We start from the raw sequence: 20,804 nt of genomic DNA, 5'->3' as shown, positions 1-20,804 counted from the left end.
CCCACCGCTCGTGCGCGGGGCCGCCCTCGATGACCCCGGTCGGAGGCCCTCGCTCGGGTGATCGGGCTCTCCCGGACAACACTGCCGTCGCGTGGTGACGACGAAGTAGGGTCGGCACGACGACGTCATCGCGAGGGAGGCAGGACCCGTGGGCCAAGTGGTACTCGTGACGGGGGTCTCCCGCTACATCGGCGGTGTCCTCGCCCGTCGGCTCGCGGCCGACCCCGGTGTCGAGAAGGTCATCGGTGTCGACGTCATCCCCCCGCCGCGCGATCTCGGTGGCGCCGAGTTCGTGCGGGCGGACATTCGCAACCCGATGATCGGCAAGGTCATCGCCCAGGGCGACGTCGACACCGTCGTGCACGCCAACGTCATCGCGACGCCGACCTTCGCCGGGGGGCGCACCCCGCAGAAGGAGATCAACGTCATCGGGACGATGCAGCTGCTCGCTGCCTGCCAGAAGGCGTCGACGGTCAAGCGACTCGTCGTGAAGTCCACCGCTGCGGTCTACGGCTCGACCCCGCGCGACCCGGCGATGTTCACCGAGGAGATGACGGCCAAGCGGTTGCCCTCCTCCGGCTTCGGCAAGGACTCGATCGAGGTCGAGGGCTACGTCCGCGGCTTCGCCCGTCGCCGTCCCGACGCCGAGATCCTCACGCTGCGCTTCGCCAACATCGTCGGCCCGCGCATCCGCACCTCGATCACCGACTACTTCAACCTGCCGGTCATCCCGATCCCGTTCGGCTACGACGCCCGCCTCCAGTTCTTCCACGAGGACGACGCCATCGCGGCGCTCGTGCGCGGTGTCACGGGGTCGACGACCGGTGTCGTCAACCTCGCCGGCGACGGCGTCCTCACCGTGGTGCAGGCCGCCGCGATCGCCCGCCGCCCGTTCGTGATGGTCCCGATGGCGGCAGCGGGCCCGCTCGGCGGCCTGGGCAAGAGGTTCGGGCTCGTCGACTTCAGCCCCGACCAGATGTCGTTCCTCGCCTTCGGCCGCGGCATGGACACGACGGTGATGCGGACGACCTTCGGTTTCAACCCGACGTTCTCGACGCGTGCGGCGTTCGAGGACTTCGCCCGCACCGTCACCCCGATCGTGCCGTCGTTCGACGCGATGACGGGGGCCGTCGGCGGCCTCGCCGGTGTGGCACAACAGGTCCTCGGTCGCGCAACGGGAGGTCGGCTCTGATGGCGACGAAGCCGACGGCGGCGAAGGCCGCTGCCACGAAGACGTCCGGCGCCAAGGCCGGGCAGGAGGAGGCGACCGCGCCCACCACGAAGGCGACGGCGAAGAAGGCGACCGCCAAGAAGGCGACCGCCAAGAAGGCGACCGCCAAGAAGGCAACCGCCAAGAAGGCGACCACCACGAAGGCGCCCGCCACCAAGACGACGCCCAAGCAGGCGACGCCCAAGAAGGCGACTGCGACCAAGGCATCGGCCGAGAAGGCATCGGCCGAGAAGGCATCGGCCAAGAAGGCGACGCCCGCGACGGTCGCCGCAGCCGTGAAGAAGGCGCCCGCCCGCCGCACGTCCTCGGTCGCCGCTGGTGCCGCCCGTGCCTCGGGTGAGCGGGCCCGCCGACGCTCGACTCCTCTGCTCTCCGCCCCTGTCGGCGAGACAGGCGCGACCGCGGATGCGCGGCCCGCGTCCCCGCCGGCCGCCGCCGCCCAGCAGCCGGCCTCGAAGCCGGCTGTCGCCGCGGCCACGGCTTCGTCGACACCGTCGGACAGCCCGGCGGCGGCCGCACCGACCGGCCAACGCTCGGCCCACCGTCCGCAACCCACGGTCCGTGCGAAGGCGTCGGCCAAGGCGACCAGGCAGGCCGGCATACGACCGCAGAGTCCGCGGGCCAAGCGCGCGGCCGACGAGGCAGCACGACGGCACCTGCGCGTCGCCGCCGTGCCGGAGCCCAAGGCCACGCGACCCGCGTCGCCGGACCCGACGGCCACACAGACCGACATGTCGCTGCCCGTGCCCGGCATCGAGGAGCTGCTCAGCGCGTCGATCGCGGCCATGCGCATGGCCGCCCAGGGTGCCGGCATCTCGCCCGAGGAGATCGAGCGACGGATCGCGTCGACGCTCGCGTTCGTGAGGCGCCGGCTCGAGGGCGACTACTCCGTCGACGAGTTCGGCTACGACGAGCACTTCGCCGAGCACGTCATCTTCCCGATGCTCCGCCCGATCTACCGCAACTGGTTCCGGGTCGAGGTCCGTGGACTCGAGAACATCCCCGACGAGGGCGGCGCCCTCATCGTGAGCAACCACTCGGGCACCATCGCCATCGACTCGCTCATGGTGGCGCAGGCGATCCACGACGAGCACCCGAAGCGCCGGGTCATGCGCGCCCTCGGCGCCGACCTCGTCTTCCAGACGCCCGTCATCGGGTCCTTCGCACGGCGCGGTGGGTCCACCCTCGCGACCGGCGACGACGTCGACCGGCTCTTCGCCAAGGGTGAGCTCGTGGGTGTCTTCCCCGAGGGCTTCAAGGGCGTCGGCAAGCCGTTCAAGGAGCGCTACAAGCTGCAGCGGTTCGGTCGTGGCGGGTTCGTCTCGGCCGCGCTCAAGGCGGGGGTGCCGATCATCCCGACGTCGGTCGTCGGCGCCGAGGAGATCGCTCCCATCATCGGCAACATGAAGACCGTCGCGCGCCTCCTCGGTGTGCCCTACGCCCCGATCACGCCGACCTTCCCGCTCCTCGGGCCGCTCGGGCTCATCCCGCTGCCGAGCAAGTGGATCATCGAGTTCGGCGCCCCGATCGAGACGGCGAGCCATGGCGACGGCGCGGCCGACGACCCGATGCTCGTCTTCGACCTCACCGACCAGGTGCGCGAGACGATCCAGCAGACCCTCTACTCGCTGCTCATGCAGCGCCGGTCCGTCTTCTTCTGAGCCGCCGTATGCCGTCCGCCCCCGACCCGCAGCCGCGCGTCACCCTCATCGGCAAGCCCGGCTGCCACCTGTGCGACGACGCCCGGGCCGTCATCACCGCGGTGACGGCCGAGCTGGGGGAGTCCTTCGTCGAGCGCTCGGTCCTCGACGAGCCCGAGCTCCTGGCGCGCTACGCCGAGGAGATCCCGGTGACGCTGGTCGACGGCCGTCAGCACGACTTCTGGCGGGTCGACGCCGAGCGTCTGCGCGCTGCGCTGGCCCGGCCGCCGCGCTGACGCGAAACCCTTGCGTCCGGCAGGGTGACGGCGGGGCAACCACATGTGCGGACGCCAGCCACGGCATACGGGGCTGGTTGGTCTGTGTCCGGCAGGGTGACGTTGGGGCAACCACCTCTGCGGATGCAAGGAGGGTGCGGGAGCGGTTACACCGCCTGCTTGTACCAGAGCCCCGTCCGTGCTCCGTCTCGGGGTCCGTTCGTGACTTTGTGCATCCCTTCACAAGTGCGTACGCTGACAGGGCACCACCACCTGTGAAGAAGAGGAGTCGAAGGCCTCGTGTCCGCCGACGTCGCAGCCCGCCGGGGTATCCCCGATGCATCCGTGGCGCGACTCCCGGGATACCTCCAGGCCCTCACGAACCTCGCCGAGCGTGGCATCTCCTCGGTGAGCTCCGAGGAGCTCGCGGCTGCTGCCGGCGTCAGCTCGGCCAAGCTGCGCAAGGACCTCTCCCACCTCGGCTCCTACGGCGTGCGGGGCGTCGGCTACGAGGTCGACCGGCTCGCCTACGAGATCTCGACCGCGCTCGGGCTCACCCAGGACTGGCCGGTGGCGATCGTCGGGATGGGCAACCTCGGTCGCGCGCTCGCGGCATACAGCGGGTTCACGACGCGGGGCTTCAACGTCATCGCGCTCCTGGACCGCGACGAGACCATCGTCGGCACCCCTGTGGGCGACCGCCGGGTGCGCCCGATGGACGACCTCGAGGCGCTCGTCCGCGACGACCAGCTCGCGATCGGGGTCATCGCGACGCCCGCCGAGTCCGCGCAGGACGTCGCCGACCGTCTGGTCGGGGCCGGGGTGCGCTCGATCCTCAACTTCGCGCCGTGCGTCCTCGACGTGCCCGACGACGTCATGGTCCGCAAGGTCGACATGTCGACCGAGCTCCAGATCCTCGCCTTCCACGAGCAGCGCCGTACCGGTGAGCTCGACCTCGGCCGCGCCGCCGACGTCGAGGAGGTCGCCCTGTGAGCCTGCTCGTCCTCGGGCTGTCGCACCACGGCGCCCCCATCGGCCTCCTCGAGGCGGCCGCCCTCGACCCCGCCGCGCGCGGTCGTCTCGAGGCCTCGATCGTCGGCTCGGAGCACGTCGTCGAGGCCGTCGTCGTCTCGACGTGCAACCGCACCGAGGTCTATGCCGAGGGTCTGACCTTCCACGGTGCCCTCACCGATGTGTCCGAGGCGCTCGCCGCCGCGACGGGTGTGCCGCTCGCCGACCTCCAGCCGCACCTCTACGTCCACTACGAGGACCGGGGGATCGCGCACGCCTTCTCGGTGGCCGCCGGGCTCGACTCGATGGCCGTCGGCGAGGCACAGATCCTCGGCCAGCTCCGCGAGGCGCTCACCCGCGCGCAGCGCCGCGGCCACGTCGGCCCCGCGCTCAACACCCTTCTGCAGCAGGCCCTCCGGGTCGGCAAGCGAGTCCACTCCGAGACGGGCATCGACGACGTGAGCCGCTCACTCGTCGGCGCCGGGCTCGGCATGGCCGACACGGCCGTCGGCCCGGTCGACGGCGCGCACGTCCTCGTCATCGGCGCGGGCGGCATGGGTGCTCTCGCGGCGACGACGGTGAGCCAGGCCGGCGCCGCGTCCGTGACCGTCGTCAACCGCGGGCTCGCCCGTGCCGAGCGGGTCGCCGAGCGCGTCGGCGGGAGCGCCCGGCCGTGGGCCGAGCGCATCGAGGCGCTCGCCGGTGCCGACATCGTCATCTCGAGCACCGGAGCGACGGGTGTCGTCGTCACCTCGCACGACGTCGTCGCGGCCCTCGCCGAGCGCGACGGCCGCCCGCAGCTCTACGTCGACCTTGCCCTCCCGCACGACATCGACCTCTCCGTCTCGGACCTCGACGGCGTCACCCGCATCGGTCTCGCCGAGCTGGGTGAGGCGCTGAGCTCCGCCGGCGACGTGCCGCAGGTCCGGGAGGCCCGCGACATCGTCACCGGCGAGGTCGCGGCCTTCCTCACCGAGCGCTCCTCCGAGGCCGTCGCCCCGACCGTGGCCGCGCTCCGCTCGCGCGCCCAGTCCGTCGTCGACGACGAGATGGCCCGGCTCGAGCGACGTACCCCCGACCTCGCCGACGCCCACCGGGCCGAGGTGCAGCGCACCGTGCACCGCATCGTCGAGAAGCTGCTCCACGCGCCAACCGTGCGGGTCAAGGAGATGGCGCAGAACGGCCAGGGCGGCAGCTATGCCAAGGCCCTGAGCGAGCTCTTCGACCTCGACCCGCGCGAGGTGTCGGTCGTCTCCACGCCGCCGGTCATCCCGGCCACCGACGACGAGGAGGTCGGACGATGACCCTGCGCCTCGGCACCCGCCGCTCCCACCTCGCGACGACTCAGTCCTCGTGGGTCGCCGACCGCCTGCGAGACCTCGGCCACGAGGTCGAGCTCGTCGAGATCACGACCGAGGGCGACCGGGACCGCACCACCCCTCTCGCGACGATGGGCGGCACCGGCGTCTTCGTCTCCGCTCTGCGCGAGGCGCTGCGCGACGGCACCGTCGACCTCGCGGTGCACTCGCTCAAGGACCTGCCGACCACTCCGGAGGACGACCTCGTCGTGGCGGCCATCCCCACGCGGGAGGACCCGCGCGACGCGCTCGTCGCCCGCGACGGCCTCACCCTCGGTGAGCTCCCCTCCGGGGCCACCGTCGGCACCGGCTCCCCCCGCCGTCGCGCCCAGCTCGAGGCGCTCGGCCTCGGACTCCAGCTGCGCGAGCTGCGAGGCAACGTCGACACCCGCCTCAGCAAGGTCAGCAGCGGTGAGCTCGACGCGGTCGTACTCGCCCACGCCGGCCTGCGCCGGATCGGTCGCGACGGCGTCGTCACCGAGGTGCTCGACCCCATCCAGATGCTGCCGGCCCCCGGTCAGGGCGCGCTCGCCGTCGAGGTCCGTGCCGACGACGCCGCGACCCGTGACGCGGTGGCCGCCCTCGACGATGCCGACACCCGCGCCTGCGTCGTCGCTGAGCGCGCGGTCCTCGCCGAGCTCGAGGCCGGCTGCTCCGCCCCCATCGGGGCCCTCGCCGAGGTCGTCCTCGGCGACGACGGCGACGAGCTCTCGCTGCGCGCCGTGGTCGCGAGCATCGACGGCACGGGCGACGTGCGCCGCTCGGCCGCCGGCTCCCCGGAGGACGCCGACGCGCTCGGCCGCGCCCTCGCCCGGCTCCTCCTCGAGGACGGCGCCGCCGACCTCGCCCCGCTCTCACCCCGTCCCACCGTCCACACCGAACGCCCCGGAGCGTGACCAGTGAGCACCACCCGCTCGAACCGACCCACCACTCCCGCCCGCACTCCCGCGCGCGTCGCCTTCGTCGGCGCCGGACCGGGTGACGCCGGGCTGATGACGGTGCGTGCCCTCGAGTACCTCGCCGAGGCGGACGCGGTCGTCATCGACCAGGTCGCCCGCGAGCAGGTCGTGGAGCGCCACGCGCGGCCCGAGGTCGAGGTCGTCGACGCCGGTCACGGGGAGCACGGGCAGCCGCTCACCCACGCCTCGCGCGCCAAGCTCGTCGTCAAGGCCGCCAAGGCGCACCCGCGCGGCCTCGTCGTGCGGCTCATGGACGGCGACCCCGCGACGTTCAACGGGCTCGCCGAGGAGGCCGCCGCCTGCGTCAAGGCCGGCGTGCCCTTCGAGGTGGTCCCCGGCGTCAGCTCGGTGACCGCCGTCCCGACCTACGCTGGCGTGCCCTTGACGACGTCGAGCTCGCGCGGAGTCCACGTCATCACCGCCGGCCAGAAGATCAAGGACGTCGCGGTCGCGACCGACCCCTCGGTCACCGTCGTGGTGCTCGGCCAGCCCGACACGCTCGTCGGCACCCTCGAGGCGCTACGCGACGCCGGCCGCGACGAGGACACGCCCGTCGCGATCACCGAGCGCGGCACCACCGTCCAGCAGGTCACCGTCGCCACGACGCTCGGCGAGGTCGCCAAGGCCGCGAAGTCGATGCAGTTCCCGGCCCTCGCCGTCGTCGGCGACAACGTCGGCCTCCGCGAGACGCTGTCGTGGTTCGAGACCAAGCCGCTCTTCGGCTGGAACGTCCTCGTCCCGCGCACCAAGGACCAGGCCGGCCCGATGATGCGCCGCCTCGAGCGCTACGGCGCCGAGGCCACGAGCGTCCCGACGATCTCGGTCGAGCCCCCGCGCACGCCTCAACAGATCGAGCGCGCCGTCAAGGGGCTCGTCACCGGCCGCTACGAGTGGGTCGGCTTCACCTCGGTCAACGCCGTCAAGGCGATCCGCGAGAAGTTCGAGGAGTTCGGTCTCGACGCGCGCTCCTTCGCGGGCCTCAAGATCGCCGCCGTGGGAGGCGTCACCGCCGATGCGCTGCGCGACTGGGGCATCAACCCCGACCTCGTGCCCGAGGGCGAGCAGTCGGCCAAGGGTCTGCTCGAGGAGTGGCCGCCCTTCGACGAGCTGCTCGACCCGATCAACCGGGTCTTCCTCCCGCGTGCGGACATCGCCACCGAGACCCTCGTCGCCGGGCTCCAGGAGATGGGCTGGGAGGTGGACGACGTCACGGCATACAGGACTGTTCGCGCGGCTCCGCCCGCCGCCGAGATCCGCGACGCGATCAAGAGCGGCAGCTTCGACGCGGTCGTCTTCACGTCGAGCTCGACGGTGCGCAACCTCGTCGGCATCGCCGGCAAGCCGCACCCGTCGACGGTCATCGCGTGCATCGGCCCGGCCACGGCCAAGACGGCCGAGGAGTGCGGCCTGAGGGTCGACGTCCTCGCGCCGGAGCCGTCCGCGGAGGAGCTCGTCGACGCGCTCGCCGACCACGGCCGGTCGCTCGCGCTCACGGCGGCCGAGGCCGGCGAGGAAACGGTGCGCCCGAGCCAGAAGCGGCCCACCGCACGTCGTCGCGCCAAGTGAGCGGTGTGAGCGCGTGAGCCCCGCCCTGCCGCAGCGACCGCGCCGCCTCCGCCAGTCCCCGGCGGTCCGCAGGCTCGTCGCCGAGCGCCGGCTCCACCCGGCCGACCTCGTGCTGCCCGTCTTCGTCCGTGAGGGCATCGACGAGCCGCAGCCGATCGAGGCCATGCCGGGCGTCGTCCAGCACACGGTCGAGTCGCTCGTCACCGAGGCGCGGCGCTGCGTCGACGCGGGGCTCGGCGGGATCATGCTCTTCGGCGTGCCCCTCGAGAAGGACGCCACCGGGTCGGGCGCGGACGCCGAGGACGGGATCCTCAACGTCGCCCTTCGGGCCGTGCGCGACGCCGTCGGCGAGGACCTCGTCGTCATGGCCGACCTCTGCCTGGACGAGTTCACCGACCATGGCCACTGCGGCGTCCTCGACGACGAGGGCCGGGTCGACAACGACGCGACGCTCGAGCGCTACGCCGCGATGGGGCTGGCCCAGGCCCGCGCCGGTGCCCACGTGCTCGGCCTCAGCGGGATGATGGACGGCCAGGTCGGCTTCGTGCGCGAGGCGCTCGACGAGGCCGGGCTCACCGACACGATCCTGCTCGCGTATGCCGCGAAGTACACCTCGGCGCTCTACGGCCCGTTCCGCGAGGCGGTGCAGTCCTCGCTCGTCGGCGACCGGGCGACCTACCAGCAGGACCCGGCCAACGCGATGGAGTCGCTGCGCGAGCTCGAGCTCGACCTCGCCGAGGGCGCCGACATCGTCATGGTCAAGCCGGCGCAGCCGCACCTCGACGTCATCGCCATGGCGGCCGAGGTGTCACCGGTGCCGGTCGCGGCCTACCAGATCTCGGGGGAGTACGCCCAGATCAAGGCGGCCGCCGAGCGCGGCTGGATCGACGGTGACCGGGCCGTCATGGAGTCGCTGATGCACATCCGCCGGGCCGGCGCGCAGGTCATCCTCACCTACAGCGCCCTCGACGTCGCCCCGCTGCTCTAGTCCTTCCGTTGCGTCCGGCAAGGTGACGGTCGGGCCACCAGAGTTGCGGACGCAAGGGGTCGGCGGGCGGACGGCATACGCAAGTCCGGCAAGCTGACGGCGGGCCACCACAGTTGCGGACGCAGGGGGCAGGGGCGCAGACACGACAGCGCCCGCGCGGCCGACCGGGAGGTCGACGGCGCGGGCGCTGTCGGTGCGAGGTGCGCTCAGGCCTGCTTGGCGAGCTGCACGTCGATGGTGATCTGGATCTTGTCGGAGACGAGCACGCCGCCGCCCTCGACCGCGGCGTTCCAGGTCAGGCCCCAGTCCTTGCGGTTGACGGTCGCGGTGGCCTCGAAGCCGGCCTTGGTGTTGCCCCACGGGTCCTGGCCCACGCCACCGAAGTCGACGTCGAACTCGACGGACTTGGTGACGTCCTTGATGGTGAGGTCACCGGTGAGGGTCGAGCCGTCGAAGGAGGTGGAGACGAAGCGCATGGTGGGGAACTTCTCCGCGTCGAAGAAGTCCTCGCTCTTGAGGTGGGCGTCGCGGTCGGCGCTGCCGGTCTCGACGGAGGCGATCTGCGCGGTGACGTCGACGCGGGACTGCGTGATGTCCTCGGCGACCTCGACGGTGCCCTCGACGTCCTTGAAGTAGCCGCGGACCTTGCTCACCATGAGGTGGCGGGCCACGAAGCCGACCTCGGTGTGGGAGGCGTCGACGGCCCAGGTGCCGGTGGGGACCTGGAGCTGGTTGGCGGTGGTGGTCATGCGAACTCCTCGGAGATGTTGGGGGTGCTGCCTTTCAGGTCCTTCCAACATCACCGTATTAGTAGATATTTCAACCTTCTCGCCACCAGTGTGTGATCTGGGTCACATATGGCCCGGCCGGTCGCGCCTGCTGCCCGGTCTCGATTCGCTAGCATGCGACGCATGGCAGGGGAGCAGGGAACCGGCACTCGCTGGCTCTCCCACGACGAGCAGCAGGCGTGGCGGGCCTACCTCCGCGCGCACCGCGAGCTCCAGGTCGCCCTCGACCGCGACCTGCACTGCTTCGACATCAGCCTCCCCGAGTACGAGCTGCTCTCGATGCTCTCCGAGCAGGAGGGCGACCGGGCCCGCATGTCCGTCCTCGCCGACCTCGTCGTGCAGAGCCGGAGCCGGGTGACCCACACCGCCAAGCGCCTCGAGGCCCGGGGCTGGGTGCGGCGTGAGCCCACCCCCGAGGACGGCCGTGGCGTGGCCCTCGCCCTCACCCCCGCCGGGCGCCGGCTCATCGAGAGTGCGGCTCCCACCCACGTGGACTCCGTGCGCGCCCACTTCGTCGACCTGCTCACCCCCGACCAGCTGGGCGTGCTGCGCGACGCCTTCTCGCAGGTGCGCTCGCACCTCGTGCCGGGTGCGCAGCCCGAGGACGAGATCGCCTGACCGAGGTCGCCGTCGGAGGGCGCTCGGTGACGGTGGGTTCGGGACCACCCGGCGCGCACGCGACAATGGGGACATGACGTCCCGCCCCACCCCTGCCACCTCCACCTCCATCGAAGCCCCCGCGTCCGCCGCGCTGCTCGAGCGCGCGACCCGCGTCATCCCGGGCGGCGTCAACTCGCCGGTGCGGGCGTTCAGGGCGGTCGGCGGGACCCCGCGCTTCATCGCCGAGGCGAAGGGCCCGTGGCTCACCGACGCCGACGGGCGCCGCTACGTCGACATGCTCTGCTCGTGGGGCCCGATGATCCTCGGCCATGCCCACCCCGACGTCCTCGAGGCGGTGCGCACCGCCGCCGCCAAGGGCTTCTCGTTCGGCACCCCCAGCGAGAACGAGGTGCTCCTCGCCGAGGAGATCGTCCGCCGGATCGAGCCGCTCGAGCAGGTGCGCCTCGTGTCGTCGGGTACTGAGGCGACGATGAGCGCTGTCCGCCTCGCCCGCGGGGCCACCGGCCGTGCCGTCATCGTCAAGTTCGCCGGCTGCTACCACGGCCACGTCGACGCCCTGCTCGCCGCCGCCGGCTCGGGTGTCGCCACCCTCGCCCTGCCCGACTCCGCCGGGGTCCCCGCGGAGATGACGGCCGACACCGTCGTCCTGCCCTACAACGACGTCGCCGCCCTCGAGGCCACCTTCGCCGCACGCGGCTCCGAGATCGCCGCCGTCATCACCGAGGCGGCCGCCGGCAACATGGGCGTCGTGCCGCCGGCGCCGGGCTTCACCGAGGCCCTGCGACGCGTCACCCGTGAGCACGGGGCGCTCCTCATCTCCGACGAGGTCATGACGGGCTTCCGCTGCAGCGCCTCGGGCTGGTACGGCCTCGAGGGCCCGTATGCCGGTGGCGCACCCGACCTCTTCACCTTCGGCAAGGTCATGGGTGGCGGCTTCCCGGCCGCGGCCTTCGGTGGGAGCGCCGAGGTCATGGCCCACCTCGCCCCGACCGGACCCGTGTACCAGGCGGGCACGCTCAGCGGGAACCCCGTCGCCACCGCCGCGGGCCTCGCCACGCTCACGGGCTGCACCGACGACCTCTACCCCCGCCTCGAGGCGACGGCCCGGACGATCGCCGACGCGGCCAGCGCGGCCCTCTCCGCCGAGGGCGTCGCCCACACCGTCCAGTGGGCCGGGTCGATGTTCTCGGTCTTCTTCCGCGAGGGCGCGGTCACGAACTACGACGAGGCGCGCGACCAGGACACGACGGTATACGGGCGGTTCTTCCACTCCATGCTCGAGTCCGGAGTGCACCTGCCCCCGAGCGCGTTCGAGGCGTGGTTCGTCAGCGGTGCGCACGACGACGAGGCCGTCTCTCAGGTCGTCGAGGCCCTGCCCGCCGCGGCCCGCGCCGCCGCCTCCGGGGCCTGAGGAACCTCTCAGGTTGGTTTGAGAGAATCCACGTCATGACCGCGCCCGCCCCGAACGACGACCGCACGGTCGTGCACCTCGTGCGGCACGGGGAGGTCCACAACCCCGACCGCGTCCTCTACGGCCGCCTGCCCGAGTTCCACCTCTCGACGCTCGGCCGCGAGATGGCCGACCTCGTCGCCGCGCACCTCGCCGACCACGACGTCACCCACATTGTCTCGAGCCCGCTCGAGCGCGCCCGCGAGACGGCGGCACCGATCGCGGCGTCCCACGGGCTGGAGGTCGAGCTCGACGCGCGCGCGCTCGAGGCCGAGAACGCGTTCGAGGGCCGCGCGGTCGCCGGCGGCAAGGGCATCTTCCGCGACCCGAAGATGTGGCGCCTCATGGTCAACCCGATGCGCCCGTCGTGGGGGGAGCCCTACGCCGACCTCGCCACCCGCATGCAGGCCGCTGTCGACGACGCCCGCGACAAGGCACGCGGCCATGAGGCCGTCATCGTGTCGCACCAGGCGCCGATATGGATGCTGCGCCTCGCGATCGAGGGCCGCCGCTTCGTCCACGACCCCCGCAGGCGGCAGTGCACGCTCGCGTCGCTGACGACCCTCACCTACCGCGGGGACGACCTCGAGTCCCTCGCCTACAGCGAGCCGGCGGCCGCGCTGCTGCCGCTCGCCCACTCCGGAGCAGGTGCATGACCCCTCGAACGACCCCGTATGCCGGGTGGCGCCGCCGCGCCCTCGCGCTCACCTCCGTGGCCGCCCTCCTCGCCCTCGGCGCCTGCTCGTCGGATCCGAACTCGATCGCCGAGCAGGCCAAGAAGGGTGACCAGAAGGGCTACATCGCGGGCAACGGCGCCATCGAGCAGATCCCGGCCGACAAGCGCCTCGACCCGGTCACCCTCGAGGGGACGACCCTCGACGGCCGCCAGTGGTCGAGCACCCGGGAGCGCGGCAAGCAGGTCGTCGTCGTCAACCTCTGGGGCTCGTGGTGCCCGCCGTGCATCGAGGAGATCCCCGACCTCGAGAAGGTGTGGACCGACGTCCAGGCCGCCGGCAAGCCGGTGCAGTTCATGGGCATCGACTTCCGCGAGGACCCGCAGCGCGGTGCCGCCTTCGTCAAGACGCAGAAGATGACCTACCCGAGCCTCACCGACGAGTCCGGGGTGCTCATCCTCGCGTTCGGCAGGCAGGCTCCGACGAGCCCGCCGTCGACCCTCGTGCTCGACAAGGAGGGCCGGGTCGCCGCCCGCGCCAACGGCGCCGTGTCGGCCGCCACGCTCCGGGGCCTCATCGACGACGTCCTCGAGTCCTGACCACTCCACCATGACCGACCAGATCGCCTCCGGCGCGCTTCCCCTCGCCGTCCTCGTGGCCGCGCTCGCGGGTCTCGTGTCCTTCGCCTCGCCGTGCGTGCTGCCCCTCGTACCGGGCTTCCTCGGCTACGTCACGGGGCTGAGCGACACCGCGCTCGAGCAGCGATCGCGGGGCCGGATGGTGCTCGGCGCACTGCTCTTCGTCCTCGGCTTCGCCGTCGTCTTCATCCTCATGTTCCTCTTCGTCGCCACCCTCGGCCGCGCCCTCACCGAGCACCGTGAGCTGCTCATGAGGGTCGGCGGGGTCCTCGTCATCCTCATGGGGCTGGTCTTCCTCGGGATGGGTTCGCAGCGCCAGTTCGGCCCCAGCTGGCGGCCGCGCGCGGGTCTGCTCGGCGCTCCGGTGCTCGGCGCGGTCTTCGCCCTCGGCTGGGCGCCGTGCACGAGCCCGACGCTCGGCGCCGTGCTCGCGATGTCGGCCTCGGTCACCGACCCGAGCCAGGGACGCGCGGTGACGCTCGCGACGGCATACGCGCTCGGTCTGGGACTGCCGTTCGTCCTCGCGGCGGCCGGCATCGAGAGGTTCGACCGGGTCTCGCGCTTCGTGCGCCGGCACCACCGCACCGTCCAGGTCGTCGGTGGCGGCTTCCTCATCGCCATCGGCGTGCTGCTCGTCACGGGCGTCTGGGAGGACCTCATGCGTTGGGTCCAGACCGAGCTCATCAACGGCTTCGAGGTGGCGCTCTGATGAGCCTGTCGACCCAGCCCACGGACCCGCGCACCGACCGCGACGACGTCACCCAACCCACCCTCGGGCCGCTCGGGCTGCTGAGGTTCGCGTGGCGGCAGCTCACGTCGATGCGGACCGCGCTCTTCCTCCTGCTGCTGCTCGCGGTCGCCGCGCTGCCCGGCTCGATCTTCCCGCAGCGCTCGATCGACGCGGTGCGCACCGCCGACTGGATCGCCCGCCACGAGACCGCCGGGCCGTGGCTCGACCGGCTCGGGTTCTTCGAGGTCTACGCCTCGCCGTGGTTCGCCGCGATCTACCTGCTCCTCTTCGTCTCGCTCGTCGGTTGCGTCCTGCCGCGCTCGAAGGTCCACTGGAAGGCGATGCGCTCGCAGCCGCCGCGGGCGCCCAGGCGGCTCGAGCGCCTCGCCGCGCACGAATCGGTGACCGTCGACGGCGCGCCCGGCGAGGTGCTGGAGCAGGTGCGCGGGGCGCTCCGGTCGGGGCGCTTCCGCACCCACTCGCACGACGCGACGACGGTCTCGGCGGAGAAGGGCTACCTCAAGGAGACCGGCAACCTCGCCTTCCACCTCGCCCTCATCGGCGTCATCGTCGGGATGGCGTGGGGCCACCTGCTCGGCTGGAAGGCCGACATCATCCTGCCGGTGGGGGAGTCGATGGCCAACGTCGCCGCCCGCTACGACACGCTGAGCACCGGCCCGCTCGTCGACCCCGCCGACTTCGAGCCCTTCCAGATGACGCTCACCCGCTTCGACGCGGAGTTCGAGACCGACGTCCAGGGCAAGGGTCAGTTCGGCTCGCCCCGGGACTTCACGGCATACGTCGACTTCACGAAGTCTCCCGGCGCGAAGGCCGAGAAGAAGGTCATCCGGGTCAACGGGCCGCTCGAGACCGGCGGCGGGACGGCGTTCCTGCTCGGCAACGGCTACGCGCCGAGGATCACCGTCAAGGACGCGCAGGGCAACGTCACCTACTCGGACGCGACGCCGTTCCTCGCGCAGGACAACAACTACACGTCGGTCGGCGCGGTCAAGGTCGCCGGTGCGGGTCCCGAGGGCAAGCAGCTCGGGTTCGCGGGGCTCTTCCTGCCGACCGCCGTGCTCGACGACCGGGGGCCGCGCTCGGTCTTCCCCGACGCGCTCGAGCCGGCGCTCGCGCTGTCGGCCTTCGAGGGGACGCTCTTCCCGGGCGGGCGGCCGCAGTCGGTCTACTCGCTCGACACCGCCGAGATGACCCAGCTGGAGAACAAGGAGGGCACCGACCTCCTGCGCATCTGGCTCACACCCGGGCAGACCTACACGCTGCCGGGCGGGCAGGGCTCGATCACCTTCGACGGCGTGCAGCGGTTCGCGGGCATCTCGGTGCGCAACGACCCCGGCAAGGAGCTCACGCTCGTCTCCTCGCTCGTGGCCCTGCTCGGGCTCATCCTGTCGCTCACGGTCCGCCGGCGACGGGTGTTCGTGCGGGTTTCGCCGGCGGATGACGAGGGCCGTACCGTGGTGAGCATCGGCGGCCTGGCCAAGGACGACGACGAGGGCATGAGCGACGAGCTCGAGGACGTCCTCATCCGACTGAAGGAACGACCGTGACCTACGAGAACCTCGCGACCTACGCGAACCTCAGCCTCTACTCCGCCATGGCGGTCCTCACGATCTCGATGCTCGCGTATGCCGCGTACCTCGCCGGGCTGCTGCCCGCGCGCGAGGCGCGGGCCGAGTCCGTCGAGGGCGTCGAGGCGCCGGAGCGGGAGCTCGTGGCGGCCGGTGGCGTGAGTGCGTCGGGTCCGGCGGCGGGCGGCGCGTCCGCCGCAGCGTCGGGTGCCGACGCGTCGGGCGTGCCGCTGCGCGCCCGCAAGGCCGGCGGCGTCGCCCAGACGCTCGCGATCCTCGGCACGATCCTGCTGCTCGTCTCGGCCGCCATGCGTGGCGCCTCGGTGCAGCGCTGGCCGCTGGGCAACATGTTCGAGTTCGGCGTCGCGTCGGCGCTCTTCACGATGGTCGTCTTCGTCGCCTGGGGGATGCGCCGCGACCTCAAGTGGCTCGGGCTCTTCGTCGTCGCGCCGGTCCTCATCCTGCTCGGGCTCGCCAACACCGTCTGGTACACCGAGGCGGCCGAGCTCATGCCGTCGCTCAAGAGCGTCTGGCTCGTCATCCACGTCACCGTCGCGACGATCTCCGTCGGGCTCTTCGCCGTCGGGTTCGTCGTCGCGCTGCTCTACCTCGCGCAGGACCGGTTCGGCGCCGACCGCGGTGTGCTGCGCGCCCTGCCGGCCGGGCGCACGCTCGAGCGGCTCACCTACGGCCTGCACATCGTGGCGTTCCCGCTGTGGACCTTCACGCTCATCGCCGGCGCCATCTGGGCCCGCCAGGCGTGGGGCTCCTACTGGAACTGGGACCCCAAGGAGGTGTGGACGTTCATCATCTGGGTCGTCTACGCGGCCTACCTCCACGCCCGGGTGACCCGGGGCTGGCGCCGCCAGTCGGCCACATGGGTGGCCGTCGCGGGGTTCGTCTGCATCATCGTCAACTACGCCGTGGTCAACGTCTACTTCGTCGGCCAGCACTCCTACTCGGGACTCTGAACCCATGTCGATGGTCCGCTACCTCATCCTGCGCACGCTGATCTTCGTCGGCTGCCTGGCCCTCACCTGGCTGCTCGGCCTGCGTGACCGCGAGGAGCAGCTGCTCGCGGTCGTCATCGCCGCGGTCGCCTCGCTCATCATCTCCGCGGTCGTGCTCAAGCCGTTCCGCCAGCGCGCGTCGGCCGACATCGCCGAACGCGTCGACCGGCGGGTGGAGCGCAAGCGCGAGAGGGCTGCTCGCAGCGACGAGGCCGTCGAGGACGCCGAGCTCCGCCACCCTGACAGGGGCAGCGACTCCGACTTCCGCTGAGCCTGAAAGGTGGGGCTCGGTCCTGTTTCCTGCCAGGTGCGGGATAGGGCCCGCGCCCGACTGGACACAAGTCGGCGCCCGGTCGTCCACAGTGTCAGGACACCCGCGCAACCGTCCACAGGCCGGGCCGCTGCCGGTGGTGCCCCTGCGACCTGGTCCACGAGGCTCGACGGCATGCCGGCCAGGACCAACGCAGAGCGTCGACGTCGGGCAGCTGCCGCGTTGGCGGCCGACCACGACGGCGTCGTCCACCGCGCTGACCTGCGCCGGCTGGGAGTCTCACGGCACGACGTGAGGGCAGAGCTCGACGCGGGGCGCTGGGCCAGCAGGGGCCGCCACACCGTCCGAGTCCTGTCCGTCGAGGCCTCCGCGCGGGCAGCCCTGTGGACCGCAGTGTGGGAGAGCGGCTGGGGCGCGGTCCTCGATGGGGCGTCCGCGCTCGTCGCCCAGGGCATGGTCGGGTTCGACCTGTCGACGATCGACGTGGCCCTCCCGAAGGGCGCCTCCGTGCACAGGCTGGACGGTGTGACGCCGCACGAGCGACGAGAGATCGGCCCGGTCATCGGTTCCGGTCTGCCCCGGGTGCGGCCCGAGCACGCGCTGATCCGCGCCGCCCAATGGGCCGGGACGGATCGACAGGCGGCACTTCTCATCTGCCTGCCGGTGCAGCAACGACTCGTGCGGCCGGCGGCGGTCCTGTCGGCGTGGGCGTCGGTCCGGCGGTCGCCTCGCCGGCCGCTCATCGGGGCGGTCATCGCCGACGTGTGCGACGGAGCACACTCGCTCGGCGAGCTGGACTTCGCGAGGCTTTGTCGCACCTACCGCCTCCCACCACCGGTGAGGCAGAGCGTGCGTGTCTCCCGGAGCGGTCGCGTCTACCTCGATGTCGAGTGGGACGGTCTGGTCGTCGAGATCGATGGCGGACACCACTTGGCCGGCTTGAACCCGATGGACGACGCACTTCGGGCCAACGAGGTCGTTCTCGAGGGGACCCCGGTTCTGCGGCTGCCGGTGCTCGGACTGCGCCTGCGGCCGGATGCGTTCATGGCGCAGGTGTCCCGGGCGGTGCATCGCTATGTCCTGCCGGACGTGGCCTAGGGGCCGCGCCTCACTGGACACAGGCCCTGGGGCGATGGGGGGTCAGCCGAGGGCGCGGGAGGCGAGGATGCCGGCGAAGACCGTCACGGCATACACGAGCTCGTACTTGCCCGTGGACCCGAGGACGGGCACGAGCCGGCGCCCCTCGGCGCCGTGCATGACGACCGTGACGGCCTTCCAGATGGCGACGATCGAGAGCAGGCCGAGCAGCGCGAACGGCTCCCAGATCGCCATGACGCCGACCATGAGGATGCTCACGACGACGAGGGCCAGCCAGAAGCGGCGGGTGCCGGCGTCGCCGAGCCGCACGGCGAGCGTGTGCTTGCCGGTGCGGGAGTCGGTGGGGATGTCACGCAGGTTGTTGATGACGAGGATGGCCGACGCGATGGCGCCGACCCCGACGGCCGCGGCGACGCCGAACCAGGTGAGGGTGCCGACCTGGGCATAGAGCGTGCCGAGCGTGGCGACGAGGCCGAAGAAGACGAAGACGAAGACCTCGCCGAGACCCATGTAGCCGTAGGGGTTGTCACCGCCGGTGTACTTCCAGCCGGCGACGATCGACAGAACGCCGAGCGGCAGCAGCAGCCACGCCTCGGAGAGCGCGACGAGGGCGAGACCGGTGACCGCGGCGAACCCGAAGGTGAGGAACGCCGCCGACTTCACGCTCTCGGGGCGCGCGAGCTTCTGCCCGACGAGCCGCACCGGGCCCACGCGCGAGTCGTCGGTGCCGCGGATGCCGTCGGAGTAGTCGTTGGCGTAGTTGACGCCGACCTGGAGGGCGAGGGCGACGACGGCCGCGAGGAGCGCGATCCCGTAGTCGGGATCGGAGTGCTGCGCCGCCGCGGCGGTCCCGATGACGACGGGTGCGATGGCAGCGAAGAGGGTGCGAGGGCGCGCGCCGGCGACCCACTGTTCGAATGTGGCCATGAGCGGCGGTGCCTAGAGTCCTTTGAGGAAGTCGGGGTCGTCGTCCGGGCCGCGGGGCATCTGCCGGCGCGGCGGCGGGCTCGCCTTCGGTCGGCCGGCGAGCAGCCAGGCGACCGACCCGGCGAACGGGAAGAGCAGGATGACGAACACCCAGATGAGCTTGGGCAGGCCCCGCACCCGGCTCTCGTCGGTCTGGACGCAGTCGACGACGCAGTAGATCGACAACGCCAGAGCGATGAGGAAGGGCAGGAAGCGGAGCACGGCCTCATTCTCCCACGGTCGCGAAGAGCGCTCGGATGGCCTGCCGGTCGGGCTTCCCGGGCCCTCGGGCGGGGATGGCATCGACCTCCCGGACTGCTCGGGGCAGGGCGGCGTCGGCGAGTATGCCGCGGAGCTGGTCGCGCAGCCCGCCCACCGTGGGTGCCGTGGAGCCGGGGGCCGTCACGACGGCCACGGCCATCACCTCGCCCCACTCCGGGTCGGGGATTCCCACGGCGACGGCCTCACGGATGCCGTCGAGCCTTGCCACGGCCTCCTCGACGAGCCGGGGAGCGACCTTGAGGCCGCCGGTGTTGACGAGGTCGTCGACCCGGCCGTCGACGTGGAGGCGGCCGTCGTCGTCGACGTGCCCGACGTCGTCGGTGCGGAAGGTCCCCGGCCTGGGGAAGGCGTCGCTGGTGCGCGCCGGGTCGCCGAGGTAGCCGGCGGCGACCGTGGGGCCGACGACGGAGATGCGGCCGTCGGCGTCGAGCTCGACCGAGGTGCCGTCGAGCGGACGCCCGTCGTAGACGCAGCCGCCGGCGGTCTCGCTCATGCCGTAGGTCGTCACGGCGGTGACTCCCGCCACGGTGGCCCGAGCGAGCAGGTCGGGGTGGGTGGCCGCACCGCCGACGAGGACGGCGCTGAACCGCGCGAGCCGCTCGGTGGCGGCGTCGTCGGCGAGCAGGCGGGTGAGCTGCGTCGGGACGAGCGAGACGACGGTCGGTCCCTGCGTCGGCGCCATCGCGTCGACGGCGGTGGTCCACGACGCCGGCGTGAAGCCGTGGGAGGTGTCGAGAACGTCGGGCGTGGTGCCGGCGACGACCGAGCGAAGCAGCACCTGCAGCCCCGCGATGTGGTGGGCGGGCACGGTGAGCAGCCACTGGCCGTGGCCGCCGAGGCGCGCGGCGGTGGCGTCGATGCTGCTGCGGAGGTTCGCGGCCGTGAGCATGGCCCGCTTCGGGACGCCGGTCGAGCCGGACGTGCCGACGACGACGGCGAGGTCGGCCGGGAGGTCCGCGTCCCCATGGGGCGGGAGGTCCGGTGGAGGCGAGCCGACGGCATACGGGGCGACGGGGTGACCGCCCTCGAGGGCGAGCGCGAGGCGGGGGAGGAGGTCGAGGGCGGCCGCGCCGGGTGGGACGGCGAGCACCTCGATCCTCATGGGACAACTCTAGGCAGGCGGGTGCAGCGTGAGGATGATGGGCGCATGGACCCCGAGTTCGCGGCATACCTCGACCGTGTCCGCGCCCACCGGGCCGAGCTCGGGGAGTCGTTGGCCGCCCTCGACGCGGCGCTGGCCCTGCCGATCGGGCTGGGGCCGCTGTGGCGGCGACGGGTGCGGGCCGCCCTCACCGAGCTCGAGCACGACCTGCGCGACCACCGTGCCATCACCGAGGAGCCGGGCGGCCTCTATGCCGACGCAGTGGCCCGGGCGCCCCGGCTCGCGTCGCTCGCCAAGCTCCAGATGGAGGAGCACCTCGACTTCGTCGAGGTCGTGCAGCGGTTGCTCGGCGAGCGCGAGGCGGGGCTCGAGAGTCCCGAAGCCGTTGCGGCACACCGCGAGGCGGCCACAGCGCTCGTCGGTCGGGTGATCCGCCACCGACAACGCGGCGCGGACCTCATCTACGAGGCCTACGAGGTCGACATCGGCGGGTCGGGCTGACCGGTCGGGCTGCCAGCCTCCGTCGAGGGGGCGGCCGAGCGATGCAGAGGTTGGCG

Annotated in this window: 22 protein-coding genes; 18 read left to right on the top strand and 4 right to left on the bottom strand. The window is 72.3% G+C overall.

Annotated features, from left to right (window positions below; genetic code table 11):
* Positions 1-166: 166 nt before the first annotated feature.
* From ACOJV7_RS04570 to hemB, 8 genes are all read left to right on the top strand, one after another.
* Positions 167-1,192 (top strand): NAD-dependent epimerase/dehydratase family protein, encoded by a 1,026-nt coding sequence (locus ACOJV7_RS04570; RefSeq protein ID WP_420188959.1) that lies wholly within the window; start codon positions 167-169, stop codon positions 1,190-1,192.
* Positions 1,192-2,892, top strand: a complete 1,701-nt coding sequence (locus ACOJV7_RS04565) for a lysophospholipid acyltransferase family protein (protein ID WP_420188958.1) — start codon at positions 1,192-1,194, stop codon at positions 2,890-2,892. Before ACOJV7_RS04570 ends, ACOJV7_RS04565 begins: the two co-directional genes overlap by 1 nt.
* Positions 2,893-2,900: 8 nt before the next feature.
* On the top strand, positions 2,901-3,167 hold the full coding sequence (locus ACOJV7_RS04560) for a glutaredoxin family protein (RefSeq protein ID WP_420188957.1): 267 nt from the start codon (positions 2,901-2,903) through the stop codon (positions 3,165-3,167).
* A 279-nt stretch (positions 3,168-3,446) separates the two neighbouring features.
* Positions 3,447-4,139, top strand: coding sequence for a redox-sensing transcriptional repressor Rex (locus ACOJV7_RS04555; RefSeq protein WP_420188956.1), 693 nt, complete (start codon positions 3,447-3,449; stop codon positions 4,137-4,139).
* Positions 4,136-5,461: a glutamyl-tRNA reductase gene (locus tag ACOJV7_RS04550; RefSeq protein WP_420188955.1), complete on the top strand. Its 1,326-nt coding sequence runs from the start codon at positions 4,136-4,138 to the stop codon at positions 5,459-5,461. Before ACOJV7_RS04555 ends, ACOJV7_RS04550 begins: the two co-directional genes overlap by 4 nt.
* Positions 5,458-6,411, top strand: coding sequence for a hydroxymethylbilane synthase (hemC, locus tag ACOJV7_RS04545; RefSeq protein WP_420188954.1), 954 nt, complete (start codon positions 5,458-5,460; stop codon positions 6,409-6,411). Before ACOJV7_RS04550 ends, hemC begins: the two co-directional genes overlap by 4 nt.
* A 3-nt stretch (positions 6,412-6,414) precedes the next feature.
* Positions 6,415-8,040, top strand: a complete 1,626-nt coding sequence (locus tag ACOJV7_RS04540; protein ID WP_420188953.1) for a bifunctional uroporphyrinogen-III C-methyltransferase/uroporphyrinogen-III synthase — start codon at positions 6,415-6,417, stop codon at positions 8,038-8,040.
* A gap of 13 nt (positions 8,041-8,053) precedes the next feature.
* A complete protein-coding gene (gene hemB, locus ACOJV7_RS04535) occupies positions 8,054-9,028 on the top strand; it encodes a porphobilinogen synthase (protein WP_420188952.1) in 975 nt (324 codons plus the stop codon).
* A gap of 206 nt (positions 9,029-9,234) precedes the next feature.
* Here the strand turns inward: hemB and ACOJV7_RS04530 are convergent, their stop codons facing one another.
* Complete coding sequence (locus ACOJV7_RS04530; RefSeq protein ID WP_420188951.1) at positions 9,235-9,777, bottom strand: YceI family protein; 543 nt, start codon at positions 9,775-9,777, stop codon at positions 9,235-9,237.
* A gap of 162 nt (positions 9,778-9,939) precedes the next feature.
* Between ACOJV7_RS04530 and ACOJV7_RS04525 the strand changes: the two genes are divergently transcribed.
* The 9 genes from ACOJV7_RS04525 to ACOJV7_RS04485 all read left to right on the top strand — a co-directional run bounded on the left by ACOJV7_RS04525 (position 9,940) and on the right by ACOJV7_RS04485 (position 17,897).
* Complete coding sequence (locus tag ACOJV7_RS04525) at positions 9,940-10,434, top strand: MarR family winged helix-turn-helix transcriptional regulator (protein ID WP_420188950.1); 495 nt, start codon at positions 9,940-9,942, stop codon at positions 10,432-10,434.
* Positions 10,435-10,507: 73 nt separating this feature from the next.
* On the top strand, positions 10,508-11,848 hold the full coding sequence (gene hemL / locus ACOJV7_RS04520; RefSeq protein WP_420188949.1) for a glutamate-1-semialdehyde 2,1-aminomutase: 1,341 nt from the start codon (positions 10,508-10,510) through the stop codon (positions 11,846-11,848).
* Positions 11,849-11,883: 35 nt separating this feature from the next.
* Positions 11,884-12,543, top strand: a complete 660-nt coding sequence (locus ACOJV7_RS04515; RefSeq protein WP_420188948.1) for a histidine phosphatase family protein — start codon at positions 11,884-11,886, stop codon at positions 12,541-12,543.
* Positions 12,540-13,160, top strand: a complete 621-nt coding sequence (locus ACOJV7_RS04510) for a TlpA family protein disulfide reductase (RefSeq protein WP_420188947.1) — start codon at positions 12,540-12,542, stop codon at positions 13,158-13,160. The genes ACOJV7_RS04515 and ACOJV7_RS04510 overlap by 4 nt, the downstream gene beginning before the upstream one ends.
* Before the next feature lie 10 nt (positions 13,161-13,170).
* Complete coding sequence (locus tag ACOJV7_RS04505; RefSeq protein WP_420188946.1) at positions 13,171-13,908, top strand: cytochrome c biogenesis CcdA family protein; 738 nt, start codon at positions 13,171-13,173, stop codon at positions 13,906-13,908.
* Positions 13,908-15,497 (top strand): cytochrome c biogenesis protein ResB, encoded by a 1,590-nt coding sequence (gene resB / locus ACOJV7_RS04500; protein ID WP_420188945.1) that lies wholly within the window; start codon positions 13,908-13,910, stop codon positions 15,495-15,497. Before ACOJV7_RS04505 ends, resB begins: the two co-directional genes overlap by 1 nt.
* Positions 15,494-16,489: a c-type cytochrome biogenesis protein CcsB gene (ccsB, locus tag ACOJV7_RS04495; protein WP_420188944.1), complete on the top strand. Its 996-nt coding sequence runs from the start codon at positions 15,494-15,496 to the stop codon at positions 16,487-16,489. The genes resB and ccsB overlap by 4 nt, the downstream gene beginning before the upstream one ends.
* A gap of 4 nt (positions 16,490-16,493) precedes the next feature.
* Positions 16,494-16,799, top strand: coding sequence for a DUF4229 domain-containing protein (locus ACOJV7_RS04490; RefSeq protein WP_420188943.1), 306 nt, complete (start codon positions 16,494-16,496; stop codon positions 16,797-16,799).
* A gap of 174 nt (positions 16,800-16,973) precedes the next feature.
* Entirely contained in the window at positions 16,974-17,897 is a 924-nt protein-coding gene (locus ACOJV7_RS04485) for a PDDEXK family nuclease (RefSeq protein ID WP_420188942.1), read from the top strand.
* A gap of 42 nt (positions 17,898-17,939) precedes the next feature.
* On the opposite strand, the gene ACOJV7_RS04480 is transcribed toward ACOJV7_RS04485, so the two are convergent.
* The 3 genes from ACOJV7_RS04480 to menE are packed head-to-tail and all read right to left on the bottom strand — an operon-like array spanning position 17,940 to position 20,247.
* Positions 17,940-18,824: a 1,4-dihydroxy-2-naphthoate polyprenyltransferase gene (locus tag ACOJV7_RS04480; RefSeq protein WP_420188941.1), complete on the bottom strand. Its 885-nt coding sequence runs from the start codon at positions 18,822-18,824 to the stop codon at positions 17,940-17,942.
* Positions 18,825-18,836: 12 nt separating this feature from the next.
* Positions 18,837-19,085 carry a PLDc N-terminal domain-containing protein gene (locus tag ACOJV7_RS04475; RefSeq protein ID WP_420188940.1) on the bottom strand — a complete coding sequence of 83 codons (249 nt, stop codon included), beginning with the start codon at positions 19,083-19,085 and terminating at the stop codon, positions 18,837-18,839.
* A gap of 4 nt (positions 19,086-19,089) precedes the next feature.
* Positions 19,090-20,247, bottom strand: a complete 1,158-nt coding sequence (menE, locus tag ACOJV7_RS04470; RefSeq protein ID WP_420188939.1) for an o-succinylbenzoate--CoA ligase — start codon at positions 20,245-20,247, stop codon at positions 19,090-19,092.
* A gap of 45 nt (positions 20,248-20,292) precedes the next feature.
* Between menE and ACOJV7_RS04465 the strand changes: the two genes are divergently transcribed.
* Positions 20,293-20,748: a hypothetical protein gene (locus ACOJV7_RS04465; RefSeq protein ID WP_420188938.1), complete on the top strand. Its 456-nt coding sequence runs from the start codon at positions 20,293-20,295 to the stop codon at positions 20,746-20,748.
* The last annotated feature ends 56 nt before the right edge of the window (positions 20,749-20,804 follow it).

The sequence above is a fragment of the Knoellia tibetensis genome (assembly GCF_048606415.1).
Lineage (GTDB): Bacteria > Actinomycetota > Actinomycetes > Actinomycetales > Dermatophilaceae > Knoellia > Knoellia tibetensis.
This window is presented reverse-complemented; position numbering and strand designations above follow the sequence as displayed.